The organism is Caballeronia sp. AZ7_KS35, assembly GCF_023631045.1.
Taxonomy (GTDB): domain Bacteria; phylum Pseudomonadota; class Gammaproteobacteria; order Burkholderiales; family Burkholderiaceae; genus Caballeronia; species Caballeronia zhejiangensis.
The window spans coordinates 55,461-76,640 of record NZ_JALQDV010000015.1 but is presented as its reverse complement, the minus strand read 5'-3'; the positions used below and the strand labels follow the sequence as shown (position 1 = coordinate 76,640).

20 protein-coding genes are annotated in these 21,180 nt (G+C 63.7%); 16 read left to right on the top strand and 4 right to left on the bottom strand.

Annotated features, from left to right (window positions below):
* Positions 1-96 precede the first annotated feature (96 nt).
* Positions 97-810, bottom strand: a complete 714-nt coding sequence (locus NCT05_RS13555; protein ID WP_014193109.1) for a GntR family transcriptional regulator — start codon at positions 808-810, stop codon at positions 97-99.
* A 125-nt stretch (positions 811-935) separates the two neighbouring features.
* Between NCT05_RS13555 and NCT05_RS13550 the strand changes: the two genes are divergently transcribed.
* The 14 genes from NCT05_RS13550 (at position 936) to NCT05_RS13485 (ending at position 16,311) form a co-directional block, all read left to right on the top strand.
* The gene (locus NCT05_RS13550; RefSeq protein ID WP_041732523.1) at positions 936-1,331 is read left to right on the top strand and encodes a carboxymuconolactone decarboxylase family protein; all 396 of its coding nucleotides are present in this window, start codon (positions 936-938) and stop codon (positions 1,329-1,331) included.
* Between the two features lie 116 nt (positions 1,332-1,447).
* Positions 1,448-2,242 carry an alpha/beta fold hydrolase gene (locus NCT05_RS13545; protein ID WP_250502532.1) on the top strand — a complete coding sequence of 265 codons (795 nt, stop codon included), beginning with the start codon at positions 1,448-1,450 and terminating at the stop codon, positions 2,240-2,242.
* 76 nt (positions 2,243-2,318) lie between these two features.
* Entirely contained in the window at positions 2,319-3,029 is a 711-nt protein-coding gene (locus NCT05_RS13540) for an SRPBCC family protein (RefSeq protein WP_250502531.1), read from the top strand.
* A 30-nt stretch (positions 3,030-3,059) separates the two neighbouring features.
* Positions 3,060-3,941, top strand: a complete 882-nt coding sequence (locus tag NCT05_RS13535) for an FAD binding domain-containing protein (RefSeq protein WP_053570112.1) — start codon at positions 3,060-3,062, stop codon at positions 3,939-3,941.
* 17 nt (positions 3,942-3,958) lie between these two features.
* Positions 3,959-4,471 (top strand): (2Fe-2S)-binding protein, encoded by a 513-nt coding sequence (locus tag NCT05_RS13530; RefSeq protein ID WP_041732877.1) that lies wholly within the window; start codon positions 3,959-3,961, stop codon positions 4,469-4,471.
* 4 nt (positions 4,472-4,475) lie between these two features.
* Entirely contained in the window at positions 4,476-6,842 is a 2,367-nt protein-coding gene (locus NCT05_RS13525) for a xanthine dehydrogenase family protein molybdopterin-binding subunit (protein ID WP_250502530.1), read from the top strand.
* 59 nt (positions 6,843-6,901) lie between these two features.
* Positions 6,902-7,630, top strand: coding sequence for an enoyl-CoA hydratase/isomerase family protein (locus NCT05_RS13520; RefSeq protein ID WP_250502529.1), 729 nt, complete (start codon positions 6,902-6,904; stop codon positions 7,628-7,630).
* Positions 7,631-7,703: 73 nt separating this feature from the next.
* Complete coding sequence (locus NCT05_RS13515; protein ID WP_250502528.1) at positions 7,704-9,380, top strand: UbiD family decarboxylase; 1,677 nt, start codon at positions 7,704-7,706, stop codon at positions 9,378-9,380.
* Positions 9,367-9,960: a UbiX family flavin prenyltransferase gene (locus NCT05_RS13510; protein ID WP_014193100.1), complete on the top strand. Its 594-nt coding sequence runs from the start codon at positions 9,367-9,369 to the stop codon at positions 9,958-9,960. The genes NCT05_RS13515 and NCT05_RS13510 overlap by 14 nt, the downstream gene beginning before the upstream one ends.
* A gap of 71 nt (positions 9,961-10,031) precedes the next feature.
* The gene (locus tag NCT05_RS13505) at positions 10,032-11,504 is read left to right on the top strand and encodes an NAD-dependent succinate-semialdehyde dehydrogenase (protein ID WP_250502527.1); all 1,473 of its coding nucleotides are present in this window, start codon (positions 10,032-10,034) and stop codon (positions 11,502-11,504) included.
* A 76-nt stretch (positions 11,505-11,580) separates the two neighbouring features.
* A complete protein-coding gene (locus tag NCT05_RS13500; protein WP_250502526.1) occupies positions 11,581-13,242 on the top strand; it encodes a UbiD family decarboxylase in 1,662 nt (553 codons plus the stop codon).
* 109 nt (positions 13,243-13,351) lie between these two features.
* The gene (locus tag NCT05_RS13495; protein ID WP_250502525.1) at positions 13,352-14,710 is read left to right on the top strand and encodes an MFS transporter; all 1,359 of its coding nucleotides are present in this window, start codon (positions 13,352-13,354) and stop codon (positions 14,708-14,710) included.
* Between the two features lie 16 nt (positions 14,711-14,726).
* A complete protein-coding gene (locus NCT05_RS13490) occupies positions 14,727-15,764 on the top strand; it encodes an XdhC family protein (RefSeq protein WP_250502524.1) in 1,038 nt (345 codons plus the stop codon).
* Between the two features lie 214 nt (positions 15,765-15,978).
* On the top strand, positions 15,979-16,311 hold the full coding sequence (locus tag NCT05_RS13485; RefSeq protein ID WP_250502523.1) for a hypothetical protein: 333 nt from the start codon (positions 15,979-15,981) through the stop codon (positions 16,309-16,311).
* A 319-nt stretch (positions 16,312-16,630) separates the two neighbouring features.
* On the opposite strand, the gene NCT05_RS13480 is transcribed toward NCT05_RS13485, so the two are convergent.
* The 3 genes from NCT05_RS13480 to NCT05_RS13470 are packed head-to-tail and all read right to left on the bottom strand — an operon-like array spanning position 16,631 to position 19,437.
* A complete protein-coding gene (locus NCT05_RS13480) occupies positions 16,631-17,281 on the bottom strand; it encodes a helix-turn-helix domain-containing protein (protein WP_250502522.1) in 651 nt (216 codons plus the stop codon).
* The gene (locus tag NCT05_RS13475) at positions 17,278-18,618 is read right to left on the bottom strand and encodes an aldehyde dehydrogenase family protein (RefSeq protein ID WP_250502521.1); all 1,341 of its coding nucleotides are present in this window, start codon (positions 18,616-18,618) and stop codon (positions 17,278-17,280) included. Before NCT05_RS13475 ends, NCT05_RS13480 begins: the two co-directional genes overlap by 4 nt.
* A gap of 15 nt (positions 18,619-18,633) precedes the next feature.
* Positions 18,634-19,437 carry an ABC transporter substrate-binding protein gene (locus NCT05_RS13470; protein WP_250502520.1) on the bottom strand — a complete coding sequence of 268 codons (804 nt, stop codon included), beginning with the start codon at positions 19,435-19,437 and terminating at the stop codon, positions 18,634-18,636.
* A 336-nt stretch (positions 19,438-19,773) separates the two neighbouring features.
* Between NCT05_RS13470 and NCT05_RS13465 the strand changes: the two genes are divergently transcribed.
* Together NCT05_RS13465 and NCT05_RS13460 are read left to right on the top strand one after the other, a co-directional pair.
* Positions 19,774-20,430 carry an amino acid ABC transporter permease gene (locus NCT05_RS13465; RefSeq protein ID WP_250502519.1) on the top strand — a complete coding sequence of 219 codons (657 nt, stop codon included), beginning with the start codon at positions 19,774-19,776 and terminating at the stop codon, positions 20,428-20,430.
* A gap of 1 nt (position 20,431) precedes the next feature.
* A complete protein-coding gene (locus tag NCT05_RS13460) occupies positions 20,432-21,169 on the top strand; it encodes an amino acid ABC transporter ATP-binding protein (protein ID WP_250502518.1) in 738 nt (245 codons plus the stop codon).
* Positions 21,170-21,180: the final 11 nt, after the last annotated feature.

The window sequence follows — 21,180 nt, the reverse complement described above, 5'->3', positions numbered from 1 at the left end:
ACACAGCGATGCGTTGCCCGGAGTATATGCCGTAATACAATGGACGGGACAGCCGCCCCGATGCGCGGCGCACATCGGGGCGGGCAGAAGACTGAATCAGTTGATGTCCGCGAGGACTTCGACGGCGAGACGCTCGGCTTGCTGGACATGCCGCTTGCAGGCCGCGGCAGCCTGATCGGCGTCGTTGCGCATGACCGCGTCGACGATAGCCGATATCTCGTTGTAACTTTCGGCGAGGCGGCCTTCCTGCGACAGCGTCGTGGCGCGCAGCATCATCACGCGCGTGTGCACGAGGCGAAGCATTTCGGTCAGCACCGGATTGCCCGCGCCTTCGAGGATGACGTCGTAAAACTTGGCTTTCTGCTTGAGAAACAGCAGGATGCCATCGTCGGACGTCATGTTCCGCAGGGCGGCGAGTTCCTTCAGCGCCTGCATCAGCGCGACACGCTGATCGTTCGACGCCCGCTCCGTGAACTGATGCCCGGCCAGCGCCTCCAGCGCGGCGCGCACTTCATACAGCCCCTTCGCCTCGTTCTTCGTAATGACGGCGACGATCGGGCCTTTGTGCGGAATCGTCTGCACCAGCCCTTCTGCCACCAGCTGGCTCAGCGCCTCGCGAATCAGCGTGCGGCTCACGCCCAGCATTTCACAGAGTTCACGCTCGATGAGCCGGTCGCCCGGCTTGAACGTCATGTCGCTGATGCAGGAGCGCAACCCTTCGATGACCTGCTGCCGCAACGTGGCCGCCGGTCGCACAACTTGCCTGTTCGTACCCACTCCGTCCTTGACCGACGTTGGCGTATCTGACATTCGAGCACCCTCTCTTCTTCAAAGGTCGTAATACAATCATATTGACACGGCCTTGGCGCGTGTTCATACTGTCTACGATTATACAATCGTACAACCGTCCAAACCACTGCACCCAAGAGGTTTTCATGCAAGACATCACGTCATCTGAACGCAGGGCTATCGGGGCAACGATCCGCAAGGAAGTGCTCGGCACGGCGCACACTCAGCGCAACGCCGAGCCTCACTTGTTCGACGCCGTATTTCTCGAATTCACCGAGGATTTCTGCTGGGGCAACGTCTGGAACCGCCCCGGCCTCACGCGCTCGACGCGCAGCATGCTGAACCTCGCGATGCTCGCCTCGCTCGGCCGCTGGCACGAATTCGAAGTGCATACGCGCGGCGCGGTCAACAACGGCGTGACCGAAGAGGAAATCGCCGAAGTGCTGCTGCAGGCAGGCGTGTACGCGGGCATCCCGGTCGCGGCGGAAGCGCTGCGCCGCGCGAAGGCGGTCATTCTGGAACTCAGGGCGAAGGCCGCCTGAGCGGCGCCGGGCATGTCCCGCGCCGGTGGCTCGCGGGCCAGCGCCCGCGCGTCGTTGCCGTTTCGCGCGTTCGATCGTCGGGCGCGCACGTCTTCCCCGCTTTCCCCGCACATGTCATGTCACAGTTAAGTTACTGCGAAATTCCAGCCGGCCGTATCGCGTACTCGCGGCGCGGGACGGGCCGACCGCTGGTGCTGCTTCATCCGATTGGCGTCGATCGAAGCTGGTGGGGCGAATATCTCGAAACCTGGACCGCGTCTTATGACGTGCTCGCCATCGACATGCGCGGTCACGGCGACTCGAGCGCGGTCACCTCGACGATCACGCTCGCCGATCATGCCGCCGATGTCGCCGCCGTGCTGCACAAGGAGCGCATCGCCGGCGCCACGCTGATCGGCGTTTCGATGGGCGGCATGGTCGCTCAGCGCGTGGCGATCCAGTTTCCCGACCTCGTCGGCGCGATGATTCTCTGCGCGACGGCCGGCGGTTTCCCCGACGACGTTCGTCCGCGCATTCGAGCGCGCGGCGACACGAGCCGCGAGGGCGCGATGTCGGAAGTCATCGACGACACTATCGCGCGCTGGTTCGCGACGGACACGCCGCGCCCCGATCTCGTCGCGAAATGCCGCGCGCGCCTCGCTGCCGACGACTGGTTCAGCTGGAGCGCAAACTGGGAAGCGATTTCCCGCCTCGACAATCTCGCCGAGTTGCGCGACGTGCGCACGCCTGCGCTCGTCGTGGCCGGCGACGCCGACGCGAGCATTCCTCCGGCGGTATCGCAAAAAATCGCCGACGCGCTGCCCGCAGGCCGCTTCGCCGTGATCCCGGGCGCGGCGCATTTCGGCGCGTTCGACATGCGCGAGGCCTTTGCGCCCGTGTTCGACGGGTTCCTGACGGACATCGCGCAGTAAGACCGAGCCGCGCGGCTCAGTATCAACTCAATAAGTGGAGCGACGCCCGCCTGGGCGGCCGCTCCGAGGAGGCAGCATGGCAATCACCATCCGTTCGTCGTTCACCGTCGATGCGCAACCCGCCGACGTCTGGAAGACGATGACCGACATCGAGCGTTCCGCGCCGTGCTTTCCGGGCGCGGAGCTCAAGGAGCAGCAGCCCGACGGCAGCTACAAGGGCGGCTTCACCGTCAAGCTCGGTCCGCTCACGCTGAAATTCGCGGGCAAATTCAAGATCGCCGATCAGAACAACGCCAACCGCACGGTCGTCGTGTCGGCGAGCGGCACCGATACCAAAGGCCGCGGCGGCGCCGATGCGCAGATCAACGCCGCTGTCACCGACGCCGGCGGCGGCAAGACGAAAGTCGACGTCGTCTCGGAGGTCAATCTCTCTGGCACGGTCGCGCAGTATGGCCGCGGCGCGGGGATGATCGAAGCGCTCTCGCAGCAGTTGCTCAACCAGTTCGCCAAGAATCTGACCGCGCTCATCGAAGCGGATGCGGCACACGCCGAAGCGCCGACGCACACGCTCGTCGGCGCCGTTGCCCCGAACGCCGCCGCGGCATCCGCCGCACCGCACGACGCAGCCGGAACGTCCGCGCCGGTGCCGCCCGCCGAACCGCGCCGCGTGCCGCCCGCCCCCGCGCCGGTCGCGCCGCTCGATGCCGGCGCGCTGATGCGCAAGGCGATGTGGCAGTCGATCCGAAACTTCTTCGCCCGGATTTTCCGACCCGGGCAACAGCATTGACGAAGCGGCCGTCGCATCCGTGGAGCACCCATGAAACCCAGTGAATTTCAGTATCACGCGCCGACCACCGTCGACGAAGCCGCGCAATTGCTCGGCACGCTCGAAGACGCGCGCGTGCTCGCCGGCGGCCAGTCGTTGATGCCGATGATGAACTTCCGTTATTTGATGACGAGTCATCTGATCGACCTGAACGGCGTCGAGGCCCTGACGCGCATCGAGGAGCGCAATGGCCGCCTGCATATCGGCGCGATGGCGCGGCAGCGCGACATCGAACTGTCGCCGCTCGTCACCCAGCGCGCGCCGCTGATCCGCGAGGCGTATCAGCTCGTGAGCCACAAGCAGATCCGCAATCGCGGCACGCTCGGCGGCAGCCTGTGCCAGCTCGATCCGTCATCCGAGCAGCCGTGCTTCACCGCGGCGCTCGACGGCGTGCTGACGATCGCGCGCTATGAAGACGGCGCAGTCACCCATCGCGAACTGCCGATGGCCGACTGGGCGCTGATGTACATGACGCCCGCGCTCGAAGAAGGCGAACTGCTCGCCGGCATCTCGCTCGACATCTGGCCCGAAGGCCACGGCTACGCGTTCGAAGAATTCGCGCGGCGTCATGGCGATTACGCCATCGTCGGCGTCGCGGCGCTCTGCACCGCCGATGCGCGCGGGAACATCGACCGCCTTTCGCTGACGATCTGCGGCGTCGCGCCCGGCCCCGTGCGCATGCACGACGTCGAAAGCGCGCTGCACGGCCGTCCGATGAACGAAGACGCGCTCACCGTCGCGAGCGACGCCGCCCGCGCGCTCGACGTCATGACCGACGCGCATGTGAGCACCGACTACCGCCAGCATCTCGCCGGCGTCCTGACCGAAAGAGCGCTGAAACGGGCGTTCTCGCGCGTCGCAAGACAATCGTAGTGACTAAGGAGATGGACATGGAGACTCGTACCGTCAGAGTCGTCGTCAACGGCACCGCTTACGAGCGCGAAGTCGAATCGCGCCGCATGCTCGGTGACTTCCTGCGTCACGACCTCGAACTCACCGGCACGCATTACGGCTGTGAACACGGCGTGTGCGGCGCCTGCACCGTGCTGATCGAAGGCCGTACCGCGCGCGCCTGCCTCACCCTCGCCGCGCAAGTGAACGGCCGCACGCTCACCACCGTGGAAGGGCTCGCCCACGCGGACGGCACGCTCAACGAACTGCAAAAAGCCTTCACGGAAACGCACGCGCTCCAATGCGGCTTCTGCACGCCCGGCATGCTGATGACGCTGACCGAACTGCTGAACGAAACGGATTCGCCGAGCGAAGCCGACATCCGCGAAGCGATCACGGGCAACTTGTGCCGCTGCACGGGCTATCAGCCGATCGTGGCCGCGGCCCTGCTCGCCGCGCAGCGCATCCGCGATCAGCGCGCCGCCGCACCGGCGACTTACGCCACGGAGTAACACGATGGAAATCGATGATCTGAAAGGCGCGCCCACCGACCAGCGCTACATCGGCAAGCGCGTGATGCGCACCGAGGACAAGAAGCTGCTGCAAGGCCAAGGCTCGTACGTCGACGACGTGCATCTGCCGAACATGCTGCAGGCGGCCGTGCTGCGCAGCCCGCATGCGCACGCGAAAATCGTCTCGATCGACTGCGCGGCCGCACGCGAACTGAAGGGCGTGCATGCCGTCTACACGCACGCGGACCTGAGCGGACGCGCCCGCGGCCGCGCGCCCTCGATGCTGCCGAATCCGGCGATCCGCTTCGAGCGCACGCAGGAACTGCTCGCCTCGACCGAGGTCACGTTCGCGGGCGAAGCGGTGGCGTTCGTCGTCGCGGACAACCGTTACATCGCCGAAGATGCGTGCGGTCTGATCGAAGTCGAGTACGACACCCTGCCCGCCGTCGCCGATTGCCGCGACGGACTGCGCCCCGAGTCGCCGCTGTGCCACACCGAAGCGAAGGACAACGTCGTCGCCCATATCGAAATGGGTTTCGGCGACATCGACGCGGCCTTCGACGGCGCGCCGCATGTGGTCGAGGAAACGTACTGGCAGAACCGCGGCTCCGCGCATCCGATGGAAACGCGCGGCTATCTCGCCGAATATCACGCGGCCAACGGCGAGCTGACCGTCTGGTCGTCGGGCCAGGCGCCGCATCACGAGAAGAAGAATCTCGTCGAGCTGCTGGAATGGGACGCGGAAAAGCTGCGCGTGCTGATGAACGACGTCGGCGGCGGCTTCGGCCCGAAGCTGCCGTTCTATCCGGAAGAAGCGCTCGTCGCGATCGCGGCGGTCGCGCTCAAGCGTCCGGTCAAATGGATCGAAGACCGGCGCGAGCACTTTCTCGCGGTCACGCAGGAGCGCGATCAGTGGTGGACCGTGCGCATGGCACTGGAGAACGACGGCAAGATTCGCGGCGTGAAACTCGAGATGGTTCACGACAACGGCGCGTTTCTGCCGTGGGGCATCATCACGCCGTACATTTCGATCACGACGACGCCCGGCCCCTACGTGATCCCGGCGATGGGCGCCAAGCTCGACGTCGTCTACACGAACAAGTGCGCGACCTCGCCGGTGCGCGGCGCGGGCCGTCCGCAAGCCGTGTTCGCGATGGAGCGCATTCTCGACAAGGCCGCGCGCACGCTTGGCATGGACCGCGCGGAGTTGCGCTGGCGCAATCTGATCCAGCCGGAGCAGATGCCGTACGACGCGGGCTTCATCTATCGCGACGGCAGCCCGCTTCGCTACGACAGCGGCGACTATCCGGCGACCCAGAAGGCGGCGCTCGAACGTGCGAATTATGCGAGCTTCGCCGAGCGCAAGGCTGAAGCGCGCCGCCAGGGACGCTTCGTCGGCATCGGCATGGCGAGCTTCGTCGAAGGCACGGGCATGGGGCCGTTCGAAGGCGCGACGGTGCGCGTGCAGGCGAACGGCCGCATCGCCGTGATCACGGGCGCGTCGCCGCAGGGCCAGGGCCACAAGACGACCTTCGCGCAAATCTGCGCCGAGCAACTGAACGTGCCGCTCGAAACCATCGACGTCATTACCGGCGACACGGGCGGCATCTCGATGGGCGTCGGCACCTTCGCCAGCCGCGTCACGGTGAATGCTGGGAACTCGGTCTACATTGCCGCGCAGGCCGTCGGCGAAAAGATGCTCACGCTCGCCGCGCATCTGTGGAAGGGCGAGCCGGAAGAACTCCTGCTCGTCGAGGGACACGTGGCGCGCCGCGCGGGCATCGAACAACGCATGAGCTATGGCCAGCTCGCGAAGATGTCGCAGGGCATGCCGGGCTTCACCATGCCCAAGGGCCTCACCGCCGGGCTCGAAGAGACGAAATACTTCTCGCCCGCGCAGTCGACGTATTGCAACGGCACTGCGGTCGTGGAGCTGGAAGTGGATCGGGAAACCGGCCACATCACGATCCTCAACTATGTGATGGCGCACGACTCGGGCAAGCTCATCAACCCGCTGATCGTCGATGGCCAGGTGATCGGCTCGGTCGCGCACGGCATCGGCAACGCGACGCTCGAATGGATGCAGTACGACGAGAACGCGCAGCCGACCACGACGAACTTCGGCGAATACCTGCTGCCCATGGCGACCGACGTGCCGAACATCGACATCGTGCACCTGGAAACGCCGTCGCCGCTGAACCCGCTCGGCGTCAAGGGCGCGGGCGAAGGCGGCACGATTCCGGCCGCGGCCGCGATCGTCGCCGCGATCGAAGACGCGCTCTCGGAATACGGCGTCGAGTTCACGGAAGCGCCGCTCGTTCCGCAACGCGTGTTCCAGAAGCTCAAGGAGGCCGGCGCCTACGCTCGCTGACCGGCGCTCGCTCATCAGAAGTGCCGATTCCCTGTTTTCATTGACTGTATGCCTACGCCATGACGACCGAATTTAACGCAGCGCTCCACGAATCCGAATACCGGATCACCCTGAACCAGCCGGACCTTGGCAACACGCTGACGCTCGACGCGATGCGCGCGCTCGCCGCTGAGATCCGCAAGGCCGGCCGCGATCCCGAGGTGAAGACCATCCGCCTCCGCGCGTCGGGACCGGCGTTCTGCCGTGGCCGCGCGGTCAGCGCGCCGCCGGCCACGCCGCCGACGTCCGCGCAATTCCGCCGCAACGTCGCCGATCCGATTCTCGATGTCTATCGCGCGATGCACGAAAGCGAAGTGCCGCTCATCGCCGAAGTGCAAGGCGATGCCGAAGGCTTCGGCTGCGCGCTCGTCACCGCGTGCGATATGGCCGTCGCATCCGATACCGCGCGCTTCAGCCTGCCCGAGCTGCAAAAGAACCTGCCGCCGACGCTCGTCTTGTCCGTGCTGCGCCACAAGGTGCCGCCGAAGGCGTCCGCGCATCTGGTCTATCTGACCGAGACCATCGACGCCGCGAATGCGCGCGAATGGGGCATTGTCGCGGAAGTCGTGCCGGGCGCGGACCTGAGCGCGCGCGCCGACGCCATGGTCGCGTCGATCTGCACGCGCGACCGCATCGCCATTGCGACGCTGAAGACGTATTTCCGCGAAATCACGATTCCCGACTTCTCGCTCGCAAGCGAAGTGGCCGGCGCGTCGCTCGCGAACGCGATGACGTCGATGCGCCGCTGAAACATCGCGTCACCCCTCTCCTCTCAGGCAACAAGGGCGCCGCGCAACGCGGCGCGTCACGGGAATTCCAGTCATGGCTGATCAAGACACCACTTCCACGGCGTCCGCGACCACGGGTTACGCGGACCTGCACGAACACATCGCGCGGCTCGAAGCGGCGGGCCTGCTGTATCGAATCGACGAGCCGGTCAATAAAGACACCGAAATGCACCCGCTCGTGCGATGGCAGTTTCGCGGCGGCATTCCGGAAGCGGAACGCAAAGCGTTTCTCTTCACGAACATCCTCGACAGCAAGGGGCGAAAGTACGACATTCCGGTGATCGTCGGCGGCATCGCGGCGAATCCGGAGATTTACCGCATCGGCATGAACGTGGCCTCGCTCGACGACATCGGCGACGCATGGAACCGCGCGACCGACAATCCTGTGCCGCCGGTCGTCGTCGAAAGCGGCCCGGTGCACGATATCGTGATCGAAGGAAAGGACCTCGAAGGTCCGGGCAACGGCCTCGAATCGCTGCCGCTGCCGATCTCCACGCCAGGCTTCGACGCGGCGCCCTACATGACGATGACGGGCGTGATCTCGCGCGACCCGGAAACCGGCGTCCAGAACATGGGCACGTATCGCGGGCATCTGAAATCGGCAACGCGTCTGGGCATGATGATGCTCGTGAACCTGCGCGCGGGCGGCCTCGACCACTGGCGCAAGTACGCGGCGAAGGGCGAAAAGATGCCGGTCGCGATCGTGCTCGGCGCGCCGCCGGTCGTCGCGTTCCAGGGTCCGCAGAAGCTGCGTCCGAATGTCGATGAACTGAGCGTCGCGGGCGGTCTCGCCGGTGAGCCGATTCGCGTCGTCAAGGGCCGCACCGTCGATCTGATGGTGCCTGCCGAAGCGGAAGTCGTCGTCGAAGGTTACGTCGATCCGACGTATCTTGAACCGGAAGGTCCGTTCGGCGAAAGCCACGGCTACGTCGCGCTGGAAGACTTCAATCTCGTGATCGAAGTGACCGCGATCACGCGCCGCAAGGACGCCGTGCTGACGTCGATCATTTCGCAGGTCACGCCCTCGGAATCGAGCGTCATCAAGCGGCTCGCCTACGAACCGATGTTCCTGCGCCATCTGCGCGACCATCTCGGCATTCGCGGCATCAAGAAGGTGTTCCTGCACGAGCCGCTGACGAACCTGCGCCGTTTCGTCTTTCTGCAGTTCGAGCGCGGCTCGAAGAAAACGGAAATCTGGCGCGCGCTGTACGGCACGATGTCGCTGCAGGCCGCCATCGGCAAGTTCGTGATCGCGGTGGACGACGACATCGATCCGAACAATGCCGACGCCGTGTTCTGGGCAATGGGCTATCGCTGCAATCCGGTCGAGGACGTGAAGCTGATCTCGTATCGCGAACATGGCCACGGCCCGCGCTCGGACCACGATACCGGCCTCGATTCGGCCATGCTCATCGACGCGACCATGAAAGCGCCGATGCCGCCGCTCGCGCTGCCGAAGAAAGAGTACATGGAGAACGCGAAGCAGCTCTGGGAACGTCTCGGCTTGCCGGCGCTCAAGCCCGAGTCGCCGTGGTACGGCTATTCGCTCGGCGACTGGACCGAGGAATGGGACCGTAACGCCGAGCAGGCGACGCGCGGGGAATGGATGCAGCGCGATGCGTCGTATCAGGCGCGCCAGCGCACCCACAGCAGCGGCATCGAGCCGAATTCTCCGGCGCGTACTTTCGAGGACGATCGTGGCAACCAATAACGGCACTCCGGAACGGATCATCGTCGGCATCACGGGCGCGTCCGGCGTGATCTACGGGATTCGCGCGCTCGAACTGCTCGCCGAGGCGGGCGTCGAGACGCATCTCGTGATCAGCAAGGCCGCCGAGCTGACGATGACCTACGAAACCGACATCCGCGCGGCCGACCTGCGCGCGCGTGCGTCGAAGTGGTATGCGGCGGGCGATATCGGCGCGGCCATTTCATCGGGCTCGTTCAAGACGAAAGGCATGCTGATCGTGCCGTGCTCGGTGCGTTCGATGAGCGAGATCGCCACCGGCATCACGAGTTCGCTCGTGAGCCGCGCCGCCGATGTCGTCCTGAAAGAGCGCCGGCGTCTCGTGCTCGGCGTGCGCGAGACGCCGCTGCATGGCGGCCATCTGCGCACGCTCGTCCAGCTCTCCGACATGGGCGCGGTCATCGCGCCGATCGTGCCAGCTTTCTATTCGAAACCGAAGACGATCGACGACATCGTGAATCACACGGTCGGCCGCATGCTTGATCTGTTCGATATCGAAAGCGGCGTGGTCAAGCGCTGGAAAGAGCAGCAGGAAGCGGACTAAACGAGCCGCCTCGCCTTCATCACCATCACTGGCCCGCCGCGTCCGGCGGCAGCCGCCCCATTGCGATGACCATGACCGAATCCAATCCGCTTTCCCGGCTCGCCGATCCGAGCCTGTTGCGCACGCTCGCCTATATCGACGGCGCATGGTGCGCGGCCGACAACGCCTGCACGTTCGCCGTCGACGATCCCGCCACCGGCGAGACCATCGCCGATGTTCCGCTCATGACCGGCATCGAGACGCGCCGCGCGATCGAAGCCGGCGAACGCGCGCAGCGTGAGTGGCGCGCGCAAACCGGCGCGCAGCGCGCGTCGATCCTCAAGCGCTGGCACGCGCTGATGGTCGCCAACACCGACGACCTCGCGATCATCATGTCGGCCGAGCAAGGCAAGCCGTTCGCGGAAGCGAAAGGCGAGATCGGCTACGCGGCGTCGTTCATCGAATGGTTCGCCGAGCAGGCCAAGCGCATCGACGGCGACGTGCTCGCCTCGCCCGCCGCCGACAAGCGGCTGCTGGTCACGAAGGAGCCGATCGGCGTCTGCGCCGCGATCACGCCGTGGAATTTCCCCGCCGCGATGATCACCCGCAAGGCCGCGCCCGCACTCGCCGCCGGTTGCGCGATGATCGTCAAGCCGGCCGAGGCCACGCCGCTCTCGGCCCTCGCGCTGGCCGAACTCGCGCATCGCGCGGGCGTGCCGGCGGGCGTGTTCAGCGTGGTCGTCGGCGATCCGCGCGAGATCGGCGCGGAGATGACCGGCAATCCGATCGTGCGCAAGCTGTCGTTCACGGGCTCGACGCCGGTCGGCCGCCTGCTGATGAGCCAGTGCGCGCCGACGGTCAAGAAGCTCTCGCTCGAACTGGGCGGCAATGCGCCGTTCATCGTCTTCGACGACGCCGATCTCGACGCCGCGGTCGAAGGCGCGCTCGCCTCGAAGTATCGGAACGCCGGGCAAACCTGCGTCTGCACGAACCGCTTCTACGTGCAGGACGGCGTGTACGACGCCTTCGCCGACAAATTTGCGGCGGCGGTGAGCCGTATCAAGGTGGGCAACGGTTTCGAGAACGGCGTCACGCAAGGCCCGCTCATCAACGAGGCGGCTGTCGGGAAGGTCGAAGCGCATATCGCGGACGCGCTCGCGCACGGCGCGCGCGTGATCGCCGGCGGCAAGCGTCACGCGGCCGGCAAGCTCTTCTTCGAGCCGACCGTGATCGAAGGCGTCACGGCATCGACGCGCTTCGCGACCGAGGAAACCTTCGGCCCGGTCGCCCCGCTCTTTCGCTTTCGCGACGAACGCGAGGCCATCGACGCGGCGAACGCCACCGAGTTCGGTCTGGCGGCGTACTTCTACAGCCGCGACATCGGGCGGATCTGGCGCGTGTCGGAGGCGCTCGAATACGGCATGGTCGGGATCAACACCGGCCTGATCTCGAACGAAGTCGCGCCCTTCGGCGGCGTCAAGCAGTCGGGGCTGGGCCGCGAAGGCTCGAAATACGGCATCGAGGAATACCTCGAACTCAAATACCTGTGCATGGGCGGGCTCTGAGCGCCCCTCGCATCGACACGAATTCAACAATCACCGTGACGAGCCCGTTCGCCGGGTCTCACACGAAGGAGAAAGCATGTCATCTTCGCCTCGCGACATTTCGCCAGCGGCCGCCGCCGAAGGCGCCCCGCGCGACTTGCAGGAACACATCGCGCGCCTGGAAGCCAAGGGTTTGCTGACGCGCATCGATCGCCCGATTAACAAGGACACGGAGCTGCATCCGCTCGCGCGCTGGCAGTTTCAGGGCGGGCTGCATGAAGATCAGCGCCGCGCGTTTCTGTTCACCAACGTGATCGACGGCGACGGTCATCGCTATGACATTCCGGTGCTGATCGGCGGCCTGGCGGCCTCGCCGGAAATCTACGCGACGGGCCTCGGCTTGCCGGTCGAGCAGATCGGCCGTGCTTGGACGGGCGCGATCGCCGAGCCGGTTCCCCCCGTGATGGTCGAGCGCGCGCCCTGTCAGGAAGTGGTGATCAGCGGCGACGCGCTGAAGGAAAAAGGCCTGTCGCGGCTGCCGGTGCCGGTCTCCACGCCCGGCTTCGACGCCGCGCCCTATCTGACCGCGACGCTTTGCGTGACCAAGGACCCCGAGAACGGCGTGCAGAACATGGGCACGTATCGCGCCGCGCTGAAATCGGAAAACCGGCTCGCCGTGCGCATGGCGAGCCGTCTTTCGGGCGCGGGCGGCTATCTGCATTGGGAGAAATATCGTGCGAAGGGTGAGCAGATGCCCTGCGCGATCGTGCTGGGCTGCGCGCCCGCCGTGCTCTTCACCGGACCGCAGAAGCTGCAGATCGATCAGGACGAAATGGCCGTCGCAGGCGGGCTGATGCGCGCGCCGGTCGATGTGGTGCGCTGCAAGACCATCGATCTCGTCGTGCCCGGCGACGCCGAAATCGTCATCGAAGGCCTGATCGACACCGATGCGCTCGAACCCGAAGGACCGTTCGGCGAGAGCCACGGCCATATCGCGCTCGAAGACTACAACATGTCGATGCACGTCACCGCGATCACGATGAAGAAGAAGCCCGTCTTCGTTTCGATCATCAGCCAAGTAACGCCCAGCGAAAGCTCGGTGCTGAAGAAAGTGGCCTACGAGCCGTTGTACTTCGAACACCTGAGCAAGGTGATGGGCGTGCGCGGCATCAAGCGCGTGGTGATGCACGAGCCGCTGACCAACCTGCGCAAGGTGATCTTCCTCCAGTTCGCACGCGGCACGCAGCAGGCGGAAGTGTGGCGCGGCCTGCAGGGCGCGGCGACGCTGCAGGCGCAGTGCGGCAAGCTGGTCATCGCGGTGTCCGAAGACATTAACCCGGAAAACGCCGATGCGATTTTCTGGTCGCTCGCGTATCGCTCCGATTTCACGCACGACCTGCACGTGACGCCGTATCGCACGAGCGGCCACGGGCCCAAGTCCGGCCGCGCGCCGCTCGAAAGCACGCTTCTCATCGACGCGACGCTCAAGCACGCCATGCCGCCGCTCGCGCTGCCGACCGAGCCGTACATGAGCGCCGCACGCAAGATCTGGGAAGAGCTGCAGCTTCCGGGCCTCACGCCGCAGCCGCCGTGGCATGGCTATCACCTGGGCGACTGGGACAAGCGCTGGGATGAATACGCGGAGGCGGCCACGTCGGGCGGCTGGCGCGAGACCGGCGAGCGCACCTGGGCCAACCGGCGCGGCGGCGTGAAACCGGAAACGCCGGTGCGCGAAGCGTCGGGCAGTCACGGCGAATAAGCGCCTTCGGTAATCGCACACGAGCGGTTGTCGCTTCCGGACAGGTTCGGCGAGCGACACACGGTCGGGTGCTGCCCAGGCTGCCAGAGAAAAGACATTCGGAGACGCCATGACCCAATCACATACCGTCGATATCGCCCAAGTCGTCGAGACGCAGGAGCGTAGCTGGTTCACCGCGAGCCTGTTCATCCTGTGCGCCCTCGTCATGCTCGCGGACGGTTTCGACAATCAGGCATTGAATTACGCCGCGCCCGGCATCATCAAGGAACTGGGCATCAACCGGGCGCTGATGACGCCCGTGTTCAACATCAGCATCGTCGGCTGGATGGCGGGGTCGGTCATCTTCGCCATGCTGGCCGACCGCATCGGGCGGCGCCGCGCCATCCTGCTCGCCACCGTGGTGTTCGGCGGCTTCACGTTCGCCGTGCCGTTCGCCCACAATCTGGTCGAACTGTCGATCATGCGTTTTTGCGCCGCGCTCGGCATCGGCGGCGGCATGCCGATGGCCGTCTCGCTCATCACGGACTACGCCCGCTCGGCGAATCGCGGGCTGATCATCACCCTGCTCTATCTCGGCTACACGGCGGGTTCGTCCGGCGGCGGCCTGCTAGCGGCGGAGATCATTCCGGCTTATGGCTGGCGCTCGGTCTTCTATCTGGGCGGCGCGGGCGCGGTGGTGGTGGGCATCATCCTGTTCATCGGTCTGCCCGAATCCATTCGCTATCTGGCGCTGCGCAATCCCACGAGCGACCGTATCCTGCGCTACGCCCGCAAGCTGAAGCCTAGCGCGCAATTCGCCGACGACACGCGCTTCACGATTCACGAACAGGTGCGCACAGGCGTGCCGGTGAAGCACCTCTTCACCGAAGGCCGGGGCGCGATGACCGCGTTCCTCTGGCTCGGGCTCGGCCTCTCGTTCGTCACGCACTTCTTCCTGTCGCAGTGGATGACGACCTTATTGACCGACGAAATCGGCTTTGCCAATGCGGCCCGCAGTCAGGCGTTGTTTCAGCTCGGGGCAGGCTTCAGCTTCTTCTTCGGCTGGATGATCGACAAGAAAGGCGTGCAGGTGATGACGCTGACGATGATCTTCGGCTCCCTTCCGGTCGCCGCCCTCGGGCTGGCCGTCGGATCGGGCGCGAGTCTCACGATGGCGATGTCGCTGGCGTCGGGTCTGCTGGTGCTGGGCGGCAACATCGGCCTGAATGCCATTTCGAGCATGATCTATCCGACCTTCATCCGCTCGACGGCGACGGGCGCGTCGTTCGCGGTGGCGCGCATTGGTGCGATCATCGGACCGCTGCTCGCCGGTGTCCTGATTGCGGTCGGCACGCCGATCGCCACGATCTTCCTGCTCGGTGCGTTGCCGTTGCTGGCGGCGGGCGTCGCCTGCTTCATGCTCAACCGGACGATCACGCCGGAAGTGGCGCGGGAGATGTCCTCGCGCTCGGCGCTGTCGCGGCACTAGCGGGCAGCTTCCGAACATGGACAGCATCGATCTCGATGTGCTCAAGGCCAGCGCCCGCTGGATCGAACGCGGACGCCGCGTGCTGCTCGTCACCGTCGTCAGGACGTGGGGTTCATCGCCACGGCCTGAAGGCGCGATGCTGGCGATCTGCGAGGACGGCTCGGTCGCGGGCTCGGTGTCCGGCGGCTGCATCGAGGACGATCTGATCGATCGCGTGCGGCGGCTCGGCATTCAGCAGACGCATCCGGAAGCCGTCAGATACGGGATTTCGGCGGAGGAAGCGCATCGTTTCGGCTTGCCGTGCGGCGGCACGATCGAACTGGTGCTCGAGCCGGTGACGCCCGATAGCCGGATCGACGATCTATGCGCCCGCGTGATCGCCGGCGAGGTGGTCATCCGCTCGCTCGATATGACGAGCGGCGCGGTGACACTCGCGCCGGGTTCGTCGGCCGATGGCATCGTTTTCGATGGGCGCCGCTTGCGAACGGTTCACGGCCCGCGTTACCGGATGTTCGTGATCGGCGCGGGCCAGCTTTCGCGCTATCTATGCGAGATCGCGCTGGGGCTGGACTACAGCGTCATCGTCTGCGATCCGCGCGAGGAGTACAGGGATACGTGGCATGTGCCCGGCACGACGCTCGTGCGAACCATGCCGGACGACACCGTGCTCGACATGAAGCTCGATGACCGCTCTGCCGTGATCGCGCTGACGCACGATCCGAAGCTCGACGATCTCGCGCTGATGGAAGCGTTGAAAACCCCTGCGTTCTACGTCGGCGCGCTTGGCTCGCGCAGGAACAACATGGCTCGACGCGAACGGCTCGAATCGTATTTTGATCTGAGCAAGGAAGAACTGAGCCGCTTGCGCGGGCCCGCAGGTATCTATATCGGCAGCCGCACGCCGCCGGAGATTGCGATATCGATACTCGCCGAAGTGACCGCGGCCAAGAACGGCGTTGTCATACCATACGAGTTGCGAATCGGCGAAGCGAAGGCCGCGCGCGACATCGCCGTGAACGAACAGACCGCCTGCATCGCAGACGGTATTCGTTAGAATTACGCACGATCGTGACGTAAATTTCGATCGAGGAAGTAAGAATTTCGCCACGCGCTTCCGTTACGATGAGTGAACTCGGTCACCATCCGAAGACGCCTTGAACGACGTTGCCCCGTTCGTCGATCTCCTTTACATCGTCCTCGCAGGCCTCGCCGTTTTCGGCGGCGGCTGGCTCGGAACGCGCCGGCTTTTCGCGCTGCAAGCCGACAACATGACCGGAATTTGGTCGAATGAAGAAAATCCGGAATCGCGGCACAGCGCCCGGTCGATTGATCTGTACATCGAAGTCACCGGCGCACATGTCAGAGGATATCTGCAAGCCTGGCATTTTGAGACGCCTTCGTCTCACCTGTCTCTGCGCGGCTGGCGCATCGGGCCGTTCGTGCGTAGTCATGCTAGTCCGCACCGCAAAGCGGGCTATCCGCTTTGCAGGATCACGCTGCGTTACTACCGCAAAAGCAAACGCCCGCTGCTGGTGTTCTCATACGACGGCCCCGACCCGACGATTCCGCGCAAAACGGAAGTCTGGCGCGTTTGCGACTAGAGTCCGGGTGCCAGGTTGTGTCGCGCGATGACACACTGCCCCGCCTCGATTAACAGCGCTTACAATAAGTGCGCCGGCTCGCCATCTGCGCCCCTCTAACGAGCGCTTACCCACTCGCCCACCGCCATGGGCACGCAAATCTTTGGCGCACTGAATGAGCGCGAGATTCGGCGTGCGTGATACGGTCGGGAAGGCAATCAACTGCCGCAGAAGTTCCGCTGAGCGACTGAAATCATCGAAGCGCCTTCAATTGGTCCGGCTTCGCCGGCACAGGTATGTGCATGTCTTCAAATGCGTGACGCAGACCATTGATAAAGTGCTACATCTCTACGCGCGGACGCCGCGTGTCCATGAACCAGATGACACTTGCCACTTCCGGCGATACGTTCCGTACGCGATGCGCAAGCGCGCTGTTGAACTGGAAACTGTCGCCCTCGACAATCTCCACGGTCTCATCGCCGACCATCAGTTCGAGCTTGCCGGTCAGCACCATTCCGCCCTTCTCGCCGGCACCCATCAACACCTCCGTCGAACTAGTGCCCGGATCGAAGTGGATTAGCATGAATTGCAGATCGTGCTGCCCTTCCGGTGTCAACAGTTCCTTGCGCAGACCGGACGCCTGCACGGAAAACTTCGGTCTCGATGCACGTCGCCGGACGAAGCACCCTTCGCGGCGAACTCCCGGGCGCTCGCGATCCTCCGATACGCTTTCGCTGAACAAATCAGTCAGCGATACATCGAGCGCTGTACGCAGGCGCTCCAGCGTCTTGACGGAAGGACTACTGATGCCGCGCTCAATCTGACTGATCATGCCCGCGGAAACAGATGACCGGGCCGCAAGTTCGTTCACGCTAAGGCCCTTCTTCGTGCGGACATCGCGCAGCCGCCGGCTGACAACCGACGGTTCTTTCTCCGCGGGCGCGGTCGTCTCCAGGGGCCGCGGCCTTGCTTTTACGTTGATAGCGTTCACGATTCGTCCGTGGGCTGGCCTTCAAAATCCATCAGTACACTCTTCTCGCGCCGGGCTGCTTCGAAAGCCTGACGCCCGAGATCCTTGCCTACGCCCGAACCCTTGAATCCGCCCGTCGGAATGATCATATCCTTGCTGCGACCATAACGGTTGATCCAGATGGTTCCTGCATCGATTCTACGCATCGCGCGCAGCGCCTGTCCTATGTCGCTAGTATGCACGCCCGCCGCGAGACCATACAAAGGATGATCCGCCAGTGCTAGACCTTCTTCCTCGTCATCGAAGGTCTGCACGGTCAGTACCGGTCCGAACACTTCCTCCTGAACGACCGGCATCCCGGCAGTCACGCGTTGAATCACGGTCGGCCGATAGAAGTGGCTTCCTGTCTCGTCATTAAAGGACGAACCACCGCACCGTATCTCCGCACCGGCCTCGCGCGATGCCTGCACCTTCGCATCGATCTGACGCAATTGCGCGGCATTGATAATCGGCGAGAACCGGGTGTCGGCATTCCAGGTCAGGCCCGGTCTGAGCTGCGATACGGTCGTCACGACGCCATCCACCACTTCGTCGACCAGGCGGCGATGGCAGATTAGCCGCGTTCCCGCCACGCACGCCTGTCCGCCGTTTGCCGTAAATCCACGGCTGACCAGTTGGATGACCTTCCCTATATCCGGCACGCGTCCGAAGACGAGTTGCGGGCTCTTTCCGCCGAGTTCGAGCGTGACGGGCTTGATGTTTGCAGCCGCAAGTTCAAGGATCGCTTTTCCCGTCCGCGTGGAGCCTGTAAAGGTAATCTTCGCAATGCCCGGATGCGAGACGAGCGCCGCGCCGGCTTCCGCGCCGAGGCCATTGATCATGTTAAAGATGCCGGGTGGCACACCGGCCTGCACGGCCAGATCTGCCAGCCGCAACGATAGACTTTCGGCTTGTGTGGACGCAACCTGGCCACCGGATTTGTCGGCCAGTTCGGCAAAGAAGCGGATGGCATCGGCCGTGAACGGGATATCCGAGGCAATGGCTTCCGAGATCGGACGTGTCGAGCCGACAGCTTCGAGTTGCGGCAGCATCGGATCCGTGTCGATGAGATCGGCCCAGCGGCGCAGCACGCGCGCTCGCTCGCGCGGCGCGCACTTGGACCAGCCGCTGGCGCGCAGCGCCCGCTGCGCGCTTTGAACTGCGAGGTCGACCGTGTGCGCCGTACCCGCAGAGGTATAGCCCAACGTCACCCCGTCGGAAGGGCGCAGGACCTCGATATCCCGTTCGTCGGAAAGCGTACGGAACTGTCCGATGAAATGACCTCGCAAGAGCAGCGAGGGATCGAGTATATTCGTCATAAGGTGTCGTGCCGATTACTTCTTGGTCATGCCATAACGGACCAAGATGGCGTCAAGCGTGCCGTCCGCGCGCATGGAGTCCAGCGCAGCATTAATCTTGTTGAGCAGTTCGGTATTGCCCTTCTTGACGCCGAAAGCAACGCCGAATGCCTTCATCGGCGTGTAACTCTCAACGACGTGCATGCCCTTGAGCGCGCCTGCGGCTTCCTGCGCCTTAAGAATCGGATAGTCAGTCATGCCGAGCGCAATGCGATGCAGCGACACGTCACGCGCCATGTCTGCCGGGCTGTCGTAGATCTTGACGTCCTTGGCATAGTGATTCTTGATCACCGTCTCCGAATAGTCCGTTCCGGCCATGATGCCGACTACGTCGTCGGAGAAGTCCTTGGCCGACTTATACTCCTTCTTGTTGTCGTCGCTAACCACTATTCCCTCGCCGAATGCCGTGACGACCTGCGAGAAGTCGATGACTTCCGCGCGCTTCGGCGTCGGCGTCATGCCTGCCACGATCATGTCGATCTTGCCCGAAATGACCGACTGGATCAGCGCCGGAAACGGCACAGCCTGAAAGTCGAGCGGCAAACCTTCGCGCTTTGCAATCTCCGCGGCGATCTCGGGCATGTAACCGGCGATCTTTCCGGTCTTTGTATCGAGGTAAGTCGTTGGAGCGCTCGACGGCGGCGAACCCGCGACTAGCTGAGCTGCAGACGCCGGCCCGACCGATGCAGCAACAAGCGTCACGGCAAACAGAGCTCGTTGAGTGAGCGTTGCCGAGTAAGCGGAGAAGTTACGGGCAGCCCGTGTCTTGTTGAGAGTCATGATTACTTTGCGCCTTTCGACATGAGGTTGAGTGCGCCGATAAGCGGGACAGAGCCATCAGCGGCGAGACATACGTTGGGAAAATTCAGTATAGTGAAACACAGGCTGTTGCAATAAAAAATATTGGCTACGACGTGCCTCGAATGATCGCTGTCTCAATGCACCGCCGACGCGCTTGATTTCGCATTGCGATCCCGGAATACACACGGTTTGCCATGTCGGGCCACCAGCGAAAAACGATGAGCGAGTTTTTATTTTTGACAGAGAATGGCGTTCACTATACTGCACACTACGCCTGAACGGTCAGGCGACCTCCTCAGCCTAGGGGACAGTATTGTGCGATGGTCGAATGTAGTCGAATTTTTCCCCTACCTGTCGCAGGGCGCATGGGTAACGATACAGATCGGCGTGCTGGCGCTACTGTTGAGCATGCCCTTAGGCCTTATTCTCGCCGGCGGCAAGTTATCCAAACAAAAGGCGATCTCGCTCCCCACGTCGGCCATCATCAACGTAGTGCGCGGCGTTCCGATGATCGTCTTGCTCTTCTATATCTACTTCGTCTTTCCGGACATTGGCATCAGTCTAGGGTCGTTCCAGGCCGCGGTGATCGGGCTTGGCTTTGCCTACTCCACGTACGTTGCCGAAATCTTTCGCTCCGGCATTCTCTCGGTCGACAGCGGGCAACTGGAAGCGGCCCGTTCAATCGGAATGGGAAAGTTTCACGCGTTTCGGCGCGTGGTTCTTCCTCAGGCCTTTAAGGTGGCGTTGCCGCCGCTGTCCAGCACCGTGGTCATGTTGATCAAGGATTCCGCGATTGCATCAACTATCGCCGTCACCGAGATGACACGGCAGGGACAGTTGCTTGCGGCTTCTACCTTCGACAACAGCACGGTCTACACCATGGTGGCGTGTTTCTATCTGGTGATGACCCTGCCGTTGATGCAGTTGACCAGGTACATGGAAGCCAGGTTTGGCAAACATCGCGGGAGCTGACATGATCGAGATCATCAACGTTCACAAGCGGTTCGGTTCCGAAGAAGTGCTCAAGGGCATTTCCATGCGAATTACCGAAGGCGAGGTTGTCTGCCTGATCGGTCCTTCGGGCTCGGGCAAATCGACCGTATTGCGCTGCATCAACGGTTTGGAAACCTATGACAGCGGCGAGATCAAAGTCCTGGGCGAAGTCGTCGACGCTCAGAGAGGCTCGATCAACAAGCTGCGTCGCAGGATCGGCATGGTGTTTCAACGCTTCAATCTCTTCCCTCACCGGACGGTGCTTGAAAATGTGATGGAAGGACCGGTGCAGGTCAACAAGCTCGCGAAATCCGAGGCGAAAGTCCGCGCGTCAGCTTTGCTCGAACAGGTCGGCCTGAAGGAAAAGCTTCAGAACTACCCTGCTCAGCTATCGGGCGGTCAGCAGCAGCGAGTGGCCATTGCGCGTTCGCTCGCCATGGACCCGCGCGCCATCCTCTTTGACGAACCCACATCGGCGCTCGACCCTGAGCGGGTGGGCGAAGTGCTGCAAGTCATGCGCAATCTAGCGAACAAAGGCATGACGATGGTCGTCGTCACTCATGAGATGCAGTTCGCGAAAGAAGTTGCAGACCGCGTGTGTTTCCTCTACGACGGCAGGATTCTCGAAGAAGGCCCGCCGAGCCAAGTCCTGTGCAGTCCGCGCGAAGAACGCACCCGCGAATTCCTGAAGCGCGTCCTCAAGACGAGTGATCAATGAGCGCCCCTCTA